Annotated in this window: 8 protein-coding genes; 4 read left to right on the top strand and 4 right to left on the bottom strand. The window is 66.4% G+C overall.

What is annotated here, in order from left to right:
- On the bottom strand, positions 1-2,933 hold a 2,933-nt coding region (locus tag ACIQ42_RS10275), incomplete at its 3' end, for an NAD-glutamate dehydrogenase domain-containing protein (protein ID WP_397422104.1).
- Positions 2,934-3,124: 191 nt separating this feature from the next.
- Positions 3,125-4,234, bottom strand: coding sequence for an AI-2E family transporter (locus ACIQ42_RS10270; protein WP_397422103.1), 1,110 nt, complete (start codon positions 4,232-4,234; stop codon positions 3,125-3,127).
- A gap of 203 nt (positions 4,235-4,437) precedes the next feature.
- Here ACIQ42_RS10270 and ACIQ42_RS10265 point away from each other — a divergent pair, with 203 nt between their 5' ends.
- Positions 4,438-5,937: a helicase HerA-like domain-containing protein gene (locus tag ACIQ42_RS10265; RefSeq protein ID WP_397422102.1), complete on the top strand. Its 1,500-nt coding sequence runs from the start codon at positions 4,438-4,440 to the stop codon at positions 5,935-5,937.
- Positions 5,938-6,042: 105 nt separating this feature from the next.
- Here the strand turns inward: ACIQ42_RS10265 and ACIQ42_RS10260 are convergent, their stop codons facing one another.
- Complete coding sequence (locus tag ACIQ42_RS10260; protein ID WP_397422101.1) at positions 6,043-6,822, bottom strand: SDR family NAD(P)-dependent oxidoreductase; 780 nt, start codon at positions 6,820-6,822, stop codon at positions 6,043-6,045.
- 51 nt (positions 6,823-6,873) lie between these two features.
- Between ACIQ42_RS10260 and ACIQ42_RS10255 the strand changes: the two genes are divergently transcribed.
- Positions 6,874-7,287 (top strand): YkvA family protein, encoded by a 414-nt coding sequence (locus ACIQ42_RS10255; protein ID WP_397422100.1) that lies wholly within the window; start codon positions 6,874-6,876, stop codon positions 7,285-7,287.
- A gap of 23 nt (positions 7,288-7,310) precedes the next feature.
- Here the strand turns inward: ACIQ42_RS10255 and ACIQ42_RS10250 are convergent, their stop codons facing one another.
- A complete protein-coding gene (locus ACIQ42_RS10250) occupies positions 7,311-8,237 on the bottom strand; it encodes a DMT family transporter (protein WP_397422099.1) in 927 nt (308 codons plus the stop codon).
- Between the two features lie 136 nt (positions 8,238-8,373).
- On the opposite strand from ACIQ42_RS10250, the gene ACIQ42_RS10245 reads away from it, so the two are divergent.
- Both ACIQ42_RS10245 and ACIQ42_RS10240 read left to right on the top strand, forming a co-directional pair.
- Entirely contained in the window at positions 8,374-10,053 is a 1,680-nt protein-coding gene (locus tag ACIQ42_RS10245; RefSeq protein WP_397422098.1) for a lysine--tRNA ligase, read from the top strand.
- 192 nt (positions 10,054-10,245) lie between these two features.
- Positions 10,246-10,659: Plug domain-containing protein (locus ACIQ42_RS10240; RefSeq protein WP_397422097.1), on the top strand; the 414-nt coding region annotated here is incomplete at its 3' end.

The following is a 10,659-nucleotide window of genomic DNA, read 5'->3' as shown; positions in this document are numbered from 1 at the left end:
ACGTCGCCCGACATGTCGCCGCAGCCGACGACCGTGAAGGGCTCGGACTGGATGTCCTTGCCCATCTCGCGGAAGTGGCGTTTGACCGCCTCCCAGGCACCGCGCGCCGTGATGCCCATGGCCTTGTGGTCATAGCCTACCGAGCCGCCGGAGGCGAAGGCGTCACCCAGCCAGAAACCGTAGGATTCAGCCACGCCGTTGGCGATGTCCGAGAAGGTCGCGGTGCCCTTGTCGGCGGCGACCACCAGATAGGGATCATCCCCGTCATGGACGATGACCCCGTCCGGATGGGTGACCTTGCCCTGGGCGGTCAGGTTGTCGGTCAGGTCCAGCAAGCCGGACAGGAAGGTCTTGTAGGCGCTGACCGCCTCGGCCCGGATGGCGTCTGGCGGGCCTTTCGGCAGTTGTTTGGGGTAGAAGCCGCCTTTCGATCCCACCGGCACGATCACCGCGTTCTTGACCTGCTGGGCCTTGACCAGACCCAGCACCTCGGTGCGGAAATCGTCGCGCCGGTCAGACCAGCGCAGGCCACCCCTCGCCACCGGGCCAAAGCGCAGGTGCACGCCCTCCACCGAGGTCGACCAGACGAAGATTTCGCGGAACGGCCGGGGGGCGGGCAGGTCGGCCAGGGTGTCGCTGGCGACCTTGAACGAGATGTAAGGCTTGGCGGCGCCATCGGGCGTCTGCTGATAGAAGTTCGTCCGCTGGATGGCCTCCACCAGCAGGGCGAGGCGACGCAGCACCCGGTCGTCGTCCAGGCTTTCCACCGACTGAAGCGCTTCGACGATATCCGCCATGACTTCAACCGCGCGGGCCTTGCGCGCCGCGAGATCAGCCACGATCGCAGGATCAAACTTGATCCGGAACAGGTCGAGTATCAGCCGCGTGACGCCGGGGTGGCTCGCAAGGGCCTGTTCCTGCACCCGCTGCGACGGATCAAGTCCTGACTGCTGGCGATAGCGGGCCAGGGCGCGGATCAGCGCGGCGTCGCGCCAGGGCAGCGCCAGTTCCATCACCAGTCGGTTGAACCCGTCGTTCTCCGTCTGGCCGGTCCAGACCGCAACCACGGCGTCCTCAAAGGCGCTCTTGATTTCGGCGAAGACCAGATCGCCGCCGAGAGGGTCTTCGATCTCGAAATCATGTACCCAGACGGGTGTGGAGCTCTGGGGTGAAACCCTGAACCCCGCCTCGGCGATCGCCTTCAGGCCCATGCTTTCCAGGATCGGCAACACGTCGGCCAGGTGCGCGGGCTCACCGCGCCGATAGAGCTTCAGCCGGAACTGCAGTGGGCCATCTGCGCCCGTCCGGTATGCCCGCGCGCAGATGGCGCGGTCGGCCGGGAAGGTGTCGATGACGGCCACATCGTCCAGCGCCTGCGCCGCGTTGAAGCGGTCCCGGTAGCCGGCTGGAAAGGCCTCGTGAAAACGCTGCACGGTGGTTGAAACATGATCCGGGCCAGGGCCGCCCGCGCGCACAACGGCGGCAAACCTGTCGTCCCATGTTCTTGCGGCCTCGGTGATCTCGGCTTCAACCCGCCGCAGATCGGGCTCAAGATGCTGGCCCGGCGTGAAGCCGATGATGTAGTGAACCCGCGCCAGCGGGCTGTCGCTGAAGCTCGGATAGTAGGCCGACAACCGTCCGCCATAGGCCTTCGTCAGGATGTCGCCCGCCCGCCGCCGCAGATCGGAATCATAGCGGTCCCGGGGTACGAACAGCAGGACAGAGGCGAACCGGTCGAAGGGGTCGGCGCGCACGAACAGCTTGATCCGCGGGCGATCCGACAGGTGCAGGATGCCGACCGCCTGGGCCAGCATCTCATCCTCGCTGATCTGGAACAGTTCGTCGCGGGGGTGATTCTCGACGATGTTGCGCAGGCGCTTTTCGTTGTAGCTGCCGGGCGATGCGGCGACCCGGGCCACCACCCGGGCAACCTTCTCCCGGATCAGCGGCACGGCGTTGGCGGGCTGGTCATAGGCCTCGGCTGTGAACAGTCCGACGAAGCGGACTTCGCCGCTTGGCAAGCCGTCGGCGCCGTAGCGTTTGACTCCCACGTAGTCCATGTAGCCACGCCGGTGGACCCGGCTCTTGACGTTGGACTTGGCGATGGTCAGCGCCGGGTCGCGGACAATGCGATCCTCCACCTGCCGCATCAGCACGGCCGGCTCATTGGCGCGCCGCAACACCGTACGCTCGGGATCGCGCAGCACGCCCAGGCCGTCGCGCGGCTGATAGAGGGGTTCCTCCGGCGCATAGGCGCCGTTCTTCAGGCGCGGATACTCATAGACCCGGGCGCCCAGAAACACGAAGTGTTCGGCATGCAGCCACTTCAGGAAATCGATCTCCTGAGGCTGGGCCTTGCCGGAACGCGCCAGCTCCTCGACGGCCTGATCCATCAACGCCAGCATGGCGGCGAAGTCCTCGACCGCCGCACGCACATCTTCCAGCGTGGCCTTCACCCCGTCGATCAGGGCGCGCTCGCGGTCTTCACCGACCGGTTCCAGGAGCACCTGGATCATGGATTCCCGGCTCAGAACGCCGTCGGCTGTCCGCTGACCGCGCCGGTCGCGACTTACCTCGACGACCGGATGGAACATCGCCCGCACCGACAGGCCCTGGTCCGAGAGCTCCCCCATCACGCTGTCGACCAGAAAGGGCGCGTCATCCTGGACGATTTCCAGGCGATCCAGCCCGGCGCCCAGCGCCGGGGTCAGGCGGATATTCGGGGTCCGGCCCTTGCGGTCCTGGGCGCGGCGCCAGAAATCGCCGAGGTTTCGGGCAAGCCCGGCCGTCGAAAGTTCGGGGGTGTCGTCTGGCTGGGCGTCGGCGGCGGCCTGTCTTGCAAAGGCCTTTGCGGCGTTCGGCGAAGGATCTTCCGACAGTTCGGCGGCCAGCGCCCGGATCAGGCCTGTTCCGCTACGGGATGGCGCGCTCATGACCGGGTTCCGGAAACGAGAACGCCGCCGGAGGAGAGTTTCCGGCGGCGCAGGGTTCGACCGTGGGGGTCCGGCGAACCGCTGGGGGCTCGTTCCGTCCTGGGGGGAGGGGGACGGTGATGCCCGTCGAACGATGGCTCCGTCCGATCGCTTTCAAGTAGGAATGACGCGGTCACAGTTTAAGTCCCTGATCACAAGTTCTTGTCGGACGCCCCGGGTGCTCGCTTCGTCGCGGCCGCCTCGACGGCCCTGGTTTTTGCGGGGCCCGGCTGCCCGTCCGCCGACAAAAGCACGGCGACCCACTGTGCGCCTTTGAACTGGGCCAGGACGACCATCATGACCGTCGTCAGCGGTGTCGACAGGAATGCGCCGGGCAGGCCCCACACCGCGCTCCAGAAGGCCAGCGCCAGCAGCAGAACCAATGGGTCCATATTCAGGCTGCGGCCCTGCATGCGCGGCTGGATCACATTGCCTACGAACATTCCGATGACCTGCAGCACCCCGAACAGCACCAGCGCCTGCCAGAGCGTATCGAACTGCACGAGGGCGAAGATCGGGGGTAGGGCGACCGCGATGATCCCGCCCACCACAGGAATATAGGACGCGATGAATATCAGGATGGCCCAGAACAGGGCGTTGTCCAGACCGACCAGCGCCATGGCGATCCACGAGGTTACAGCGATCATCAGGCCGGTGACGGTCTGAACCCATAGGTACTGCTCAACCCCATCGCGGATGCGCAGGAAGGCGGCCGTGGCCTCATGGCGCTCTTCACGCGTCCCGAACAGGGCGACCGCCTTGCGCTCCCACCCCCTCCGGGAAGCGAGGATGAAGCCGAGGTAGACCAGAACGAACGCGGCCGTTGACGCAAAGCTCTGCAGACCGCCAGCCACCTGACCCAGGTGGCTGGCGGGGTCCAGGCGCTGCACCAGCTGTGTCATCGTCGGTGGAATATCCACGCCGACCAGGCCAGCGACCCGGGCGATCAGTCCGTTGAGCTTCGGCGCATAGGTGATCAGCTGGGCCCCGAAACTGGTGGCGTTGTCGACAATGAAAAAGGCCGCGCCCACGAAGATCGCGACCGACAGCAGGATCGCCAGGGGCATGGCGGCGCGCACTGAAACCCCCGGAAGTCGCGCCTGCAGCGCGCGGGCGAAACCGTCGATCATCAGGGCTACAAACACCGCCAGCGCCAGCGGCGTCAGTATATCGGCCAGCACATAGAGAACGCCGCCACCGGCGATGGTGGCGAGGATCACCAGGGCGTTGCGTGACGTCTGTTCGGCGGTGACGGCGGGCATAGCGACTTTCGAGACGGGCAGGAGGAGGGTCTCTGGGGATCTGTCTGAGGCTGATCTACCCCTGTTTCGACATCTTGGGGAGAGGATTTGCCCGACTTCCCGGGGCGAGGGGCGCGTTGATCTGACGTCTTGCCGGGGGTGGCGGCCCGGCCCGCGCCCGGCTAGTTTCCCGCAACTCCAGCTGGCTTCCCGAGGATCAATCCATGGCCGACAACGGTGTCCTGATCGGCTTTTCCGAGCATCCCGAGCTGCTGCTGCTCAACCGCTCGAACCGGCACGGCCTCGTGGCCGGGGCGACGGGCACCGGCAAGACCGTCACGCTTCAGATTCTGGCCCAGGGCTTCTCGGACGCCGGCGTTCCGGTCTTCGCCGCAGACGTCAAGGGCGACCTGTCGGGCATCAGCGCCATCGGGGCGCCCAACGAAAAGATGCTGGCGCGCGCCGCCGCCATGAACCTCGAGATCAAGCCTGCTGCCGCGCCCACGGTGTTCTGGGATCTGTTCGGCGAAGCCGGCCATCCCATCCGCGCCACTGTCTCGGAAATGGGCCCGCTGCTGATCTCCCGGATGCTGGAACTCAACGACGTGCAAGAGGGCGTGCTCTCGGTGGTGTTCCGCGCCGCCGACGAGGCGGGCCTGCTGCTGCTGGACCTGAAGGACCTTCAGGCCGCGCTGGCCCACGCCGCCGAAAATGCGAAGGACCTGTCGGCCCGCTACGGCAACATCTCGCCCGCCACCATCGCCACGATCCAGCGCGGCCTGCTGGTGCTGGAGGACCAGGGCGGCACGAACCTGTTCGGCGAGCCGGCGCTGCAGCTTTCCGACATCATGCGGACCGATGCCTCGGGCAAGGGCTACATCAACCTGCTGGCGGCCAACAAGTTGATCGCCAATCCGCGCCTCTACGCCACCTTCCTGCTGTGGCTGATGAGCGAGCTGTTCGAGGAGCTGCCCGAAATCGGCGATCCGGACAAACCCCGCCTCGTCTTCTTCTTCGATGAAGCCCACCTGCTGTTCCGCGACGCGCCCAGGCCCCTGCTGGAAAAGGTGGAACAGGTGGTGCGCCTGATCCGCTCCAAGGGCGTCGGCGTCTATTTCATCACCCAGAACCCGGCAGATATCCCCGACACTGTCCTTGGTCAGCTTGGCAACCGCATCCAGCACGCCCTGCGCGCCTATACGCCCGCCGACCAGCGCGGCCTGCGCGCCGCCTCCGACAGCTTCCGGCCCAATCCCGCCTTCGACACCGCCGAGGCGATTCAGGCCCTGGGCGTCGGCGAGGCCCTGGTTTCGGTGCTGGACGAAAGGGGCGCGCCGACAGTGGTGCAGAAGACCGCGATCCGCCCACCCAATTCGCGGATGGGTCCCGCGCTGCCGGCGGAGCGCGCGGCCATCATGAGCCAGAGCCCGGTGCGCGGCCTCTATGACACCGCGCTGGATCGTGAATCAGCGTTCGAGGTGCTTCAGAAAGCGCGCGCCGCTGCCACCGCTGCCGAGGCCAGGGCCGCGGAACCGGAACCGGAACCGGAAGACGAGCCAGAGCGCCGGGCGCCGGCCAGGCGCGCCTCCAGTCGCCAGGGCATGGGGGAGGCCTTCGCCAAGTCCATGCTGCGCACGATCGGCAGCCAGGTAGGCCGCGAACTGATCCGCGGCGTACTGGGCGGCCTGCTGGGCTCCAGCCGACCGGCGCGCCGGCGGCGGTAGGACCAGAAAACCGCAGAAAACGCAGAAGGTCGCAGAAAGATTCTGCGTTCTCTGCGCCTTCTGCGGTCGAAAGCTGACAGCTCCGCTTTCGCGGCGGTGTGTCCTCTACCGAGGGGCCATCCGGATCGCGCCGTCCAGGCGGACGTCCTCGCCGTTGAAGTAGCCGTTGGTGATCATGGTCAGCGCCAGCTGAGCGTATTCCGGCGCCTGCCCGAGGCGCTTGGGGAAGGGCACTGAGGCCGATAGCGCGTCCTTCACCTGCGGCGGGGCGCCGGCCATCAGCGGCGTTTCGAAGATGCCGGGCAGAATGCAGTTCACCCGGATGCCGTCGCCGGCCAGGTCGCGGGCGATCGGCAGGGTCATGCCGACGACGCCGCCCTTGGAGGCGGAATAGGCCGCCTGGCCGATCTGGCCGTCCTCGGCCGCCACCGAGGCGGTGTTGACGATGGCGCCGCGCTCACCGTCGATGGGCTCCAGGTCCAGCATGCCCTTCGCCGACTTGGCGATGCAGCGGAACGTGCCGACCAGGTTGATCTGGATGATCCAGTTGAAGGCGTCGAGCGGGAAGTGCTTGGTTTCGCCCGACTGCTTGTCGCGGCTTGCGGTCTTGAAGGCGTTGCCGGTGCCGGCGCAGTTCACCAGGATCCGCTCTTGGCCGTTCGCGGCGCGGGCCTTGGCGAAGGCGGCGTCCACGTCTTCCTCGGAGGTGACATTGCATTTGCAGAAGACGCCGCCCACTTCTTTGGCAACGGCTTCGCCCTTGGTTTCGTTCATGTCGAAGATTGCAACCTTGACGCCGTGCGCGGCGAGGGCGCGGACCGTGGCTTCGCCGAGGCCGGAGGCACCGCCGGTGACAACCGCTGAAACGGATGAATTGAGTTCCATGGAAATTCCGATCTCGTCTGGTGGCTTGAAATTTGGCGCAGGCTTACTCCGATGAGCGGCGGCAAAAAAGCGTCACCCGACGTCACCTTCGATCCGCAGTCGGTGATCTCTCCCGACAAGGCTCTGGTCCCCTCGGTGATCGCGGTGAATGAGGAGCGGGTGGCCTCCGGCTTCTGGCCCAAGATCCGCAAGGTCGCGGCGAAAATCCCGTTCGCTCGCGATGCGCTTTCGGTCTGGCACTGCGCCCGCGACGAGGAAACACCGCTAGCCGCCAAGGGTATGATGCTGGCGGCGCTGGCCTATTTCGTGATGCCGGTGGACGTGGTTCCGGACTTCATCGCGGGCCTGGGCTTCACCGATGACGCGGCTGTGTTCGCGGCCCTGGTCGCCGTGCTGGGTCGGAACCTCAAGCCGAAACATCGTGAGGCGGCGCAAGAGGATCTGGACAGGCTAGGGGCCGATTAGCCGATTAGATGAGACTCTGACCCCTACCGCTGCACCTCCGCCGCCGCCAACAGCCGCGCCGACCTCGCCAGTTGCTGCTCCCGGATCGTGATGAACAGGGTCGACGCCACGATGATGACGGCGCCGATCAGGGTCCAGATGGTCGGGATCTCGCTGAAGAGGAGGTATCCTGCCGCCGCGCTGAAAATCAGGCGGGTGTAGTCGATGGGGGCCATCGCGGCGGCGTCTCCCAGCTGCATGCCCTTGATATAACAGGCCTGGGTGATCGTCCCCATCACGCCCATCAGGCATAGCAGGCCCAGATCGAGCGGCTCGGGCCAGCGCCAGGTCAGGAAGGCGCCTGGGATGGCCAGCACCAGGCCCAGTGTCGCGCCCCAGACCAGCAGCACAGTGGGTGAATGGTCCCGCGTCATCACCTTCATGCCGGTGATCGTCAGCGCGAACAGGAATGACGCCGCCAGCATCGCCAGCGCCGGCAGGCCCAGCGCGAACTCCCCGCCGGCGCCCGGCCGGATCATTACCAGCACGCCGACGAACCCCACAACCGCCGCCCCGATCCGCAGGGCGCCCACCTGCTCACGCACCACAAACGCCGCCAGCGGCACCAGCCAGAGGTTGCGGGTGAACGACAGCGCATTGGCGTCGGCCAGCGGCATCTCCTGAAAGGCGTAGAAGGACAGCATCATCCCGATGGTCCCGGCCCCGGATCGAAACAGCAAAAGCCCGGGCCGCGTGGTGGCGAACGCTGCACCGCGATGGTGCAGGATGATTGGCAGCAACACGGCGAATCCAGCCGCCTGACGGTAGAAGGTCTGCAGCGCCGGCGGGTAGTCGTCGCCCAGAAACTTGATCAGCACGGTCATGCCCGCAAAGCCCACGGCGGAGCCCAGCATCCACAGTGCGCCGCGCGCATTGGGGGTCAGGCCGCGCGGGGTGGTGGCCTCGCTCATGATCGGCTCCGGGACAGGACGGGCCTGTTCCCTATCGTGCGGGTGCCGTGCCGCAAAGGTCTCGCCGGCCGGAATTGCGCGTGTCCGCCGCCGAAACGGCTTTCCCTTTGTCCCTTCTGGCTCTACGCCGCGCGGCATGTTGCAAGGACTGTCATCCACCGCCCGTGACGCCCGAAGCTGGCCGTTCGAACAGGCGCGCCTGCTGCTGGACCGCGTCGCACGCCTTCGCCTTTTGGATTCAGAGCGTGATCTGGCTTCCGCGCTCTTCATGCAGGGCAAGTTCCACGAGGCCGTCGCCACCCTGCCGGCCCTGGCCAGGCCCGTGATCTTCCAGTGCGGCTACGGCGCCTCGGGCCTGCCGCACCTGGGCACCTTCGGCGAGGCCACCCGCCCCACCATCGTGCGCAACGCCTTCCGCGCGCTCACCGAAGACGCCATCCCCACCCGCCTGATCGTGTTCTCCGACGACATGGACGGCCTGCGCAAGATCCCGGACAACGTGCCCAACCGCGCGATGCTGGAAGAGGACCGCGACAAGCCGGTCACCTCGGTGCGCGACCCGTTCGGCGAGTACGAGAGCTTCGGCGCCCACAACAATGCCAGACTCCGCGCCTTCCTCGACGGCTTCGGCTTCGACTACACCTTCATGTCGTCCACCGAGACCTACAGGTCCGGACGCCTGGATGAGGTGCTCTTGCGCATCCTGGCGCGCTTCGATGCGGTGCAGGCGATCATGTTGCCGACCCTGGGCGAGGAACGCCGCGCCACCTACTCTCCCTTCCTGCCCATCAGCCCGAAGACCGGCCGCGTCCTGCAGGCGCCCACCCTGGAGCGCAATGTCGAGGCCGGCACCATCGTCTTCGCCGATGAGGATGGAACCCTGACCGAGGTCCCGGTCACCGGCGGCCATGTCAAGCTGCAATGGCGCCCCGACTGGGCGGCGCGCTGGACCGCCCTGGAGGTCGACTTCGAGGCCTCGGGCAAGGACCTGGTCGACAGCGTCCGCGTCTCGAACCGCATCGTGAAGGCCCTGGGCGGCGAGCCGCCGGAAGCCTTCCACTTCGAACTCTTCATGGACGAGCAGAACCAGAAGATCTCCAAGTCCAAGGGCAACGGCCTGACCATGGAGGAGTGGCTACGCTACGGCACGCCCGAGAGCCTCACCTACTACATGTTCCAGTCGCCCAAGTCCGCCAAGCGGCTCTATTTCGACGTCATCCCCAAGGCGACGGACGAGTATCTCCAGCAACTGGATGCGCTGAACCGCAAGAAGGCCGAGGGCGACAACGCCGTCCAGGTCGACAACCCGGCGTGGCACGTGCACCGCGGGGCCCCGCCCAGCCAGGGCTCGCCGGTCAGCTTCTCGCTGCTGCTGAACCTGGTGTCGGCGGCCGACGCCTCGACCAAGGATCTGCTGTGGGCCTTCATCGCCCGCTACCTGCCTGGCGCGACCCCGGCCTCCGAGCCGTTGCTGGACCAGCTGGCCGGCTACGCGATCCACTACTACGAGGATTTCGTGAAGCCCGCGAAGCGCTTCCGGGCGCCGACCGACGTCGAACGCGCCGCCATGCAGGCCCTTGTCGCCAAGCTGAAGGCCCTGCCGCCCGGCGCCGACGCTGAGGCGATCCAGAACGAGGTCTTCGCCGTCGGCAAGGACGCCGGCTTCGAGCCGCTCCGCCTTTGGTTCACCGCCCTCTACGAAGTCCTCCTCGGCCAAAGCCAGGGCCCCCGCTTCGGCTCCTTCGCCGCCATCTTCGGCGTGGACCGCACCATCGCCCTGATCGAACGGGCGCTGGCGGGCGAGCTGGTTTCGTAGCACGACGCCGCCCCCTCAACGTAAGTTGAGTTTCGGTGACACTTTACTTAACCCCTGTGGGCGACGGGGTGTGTTTTGCGGTGCTGTACCTGAAGGGGGTTAAGTAAAGTGTCACCGAAACTCGGTCGGCTTGTCTCCTGGTCCACGGGAACTAGACTGCAGTCTAATCAGAGGCCGAATCCGGAAGCTGTCATGTCCCGACCCGCGCGCTACCCTTTCGGCTCAAGTACATGGCGCGCCGTTCTGCTTGTCCTTGGGGCTTCCGTCTCTCTGAGCACGCAGGCACAGGCTCAGATCCCGGGATCGTCAAAGGTGTTTCCGGCCGAGTTCTTCACCGCCTTCAATCCGGTGACCGTCGAAGACATGGTCCGCCGGGTTCCAGGTTTCACCCTCGACAATGGGGACGATCGTCGAGGCTTCAGCGGCGCCGCCGGCAACGTCCTCATTAACGGCGAGCGACCGAGTTCGAAGATCCCGCTGTCTGAACAACTCTCCCGGATCTCGGCTCGGGACGTCCTCAGGATCGATCTTTACTCCGGCGGCCTCGATGGGGCGGATCTTCGGGGGCAAACCCTGTTGGTGGATGTCCGGCTCCGGCCTCGGGGC

The sequence above is a fragment of the Phenylobacterium sp. genome, from assembly GCF_044372605.1.
Classification (GTDB): Bacteria; Pseudomonadota; Alphaproteobacteria; order Caulobacterales; family Caulobacteraceae; genus Phenylobacterium.
Note: the sequence above shows the minus strand (reverse complement) of the source record. Positions and strands in the feature narration are given on the sequence as shown.

Excerpts from the sequence above, each read along its gene's own strand:
- ACIQ42_RS10270 (WP_397422103.1), bottom strand. The coding sequence starts at position 4,234 with ATGCCCGCCGTCACCGCCGAACAGACGTCACGCAACGCCCTGGTGATC.
- ACIQ42_RS10265 (WP_397422102.1), top strand. The coding sequence starts at position 4,438 with ATGGCCGACAACGGTGTCCTGATCGGCTTTTCCGAGCATCCCGAGCTG.
- ACIQ42_RS10245 (WP_397422098.1), top strand. The coding sequence starts at position 8,374 with ATGTTGCAAGGACTGTCATCCACCGCCCGTGACGCCCGAAGCTGGCCG.
- ACIQ42_RS10250 (WP_397422099.1), bottom strand. The coding sequence starts at position 8,237 with ATGAGCGAGGCCACCACCCCGCGCGGCCTGACCCCCAATGCGCGCGGC.
- ACIQ42_RS10260 (WP_397422101.1), bottom strand. The coding sequence starts at position 6,822 with ATGGAACTCAATTCATCCGTTTCAGCGGTTGTCACCGGCGGTGCCTCC.
- ACIQ42_RS10255 (WP_397422100.1), top strand. The coding sequence starts at position 6,874 with ATGAGCGGCGGCAAAAAAGCGTCACCCGACGTCACCTTCGATCCGCAG.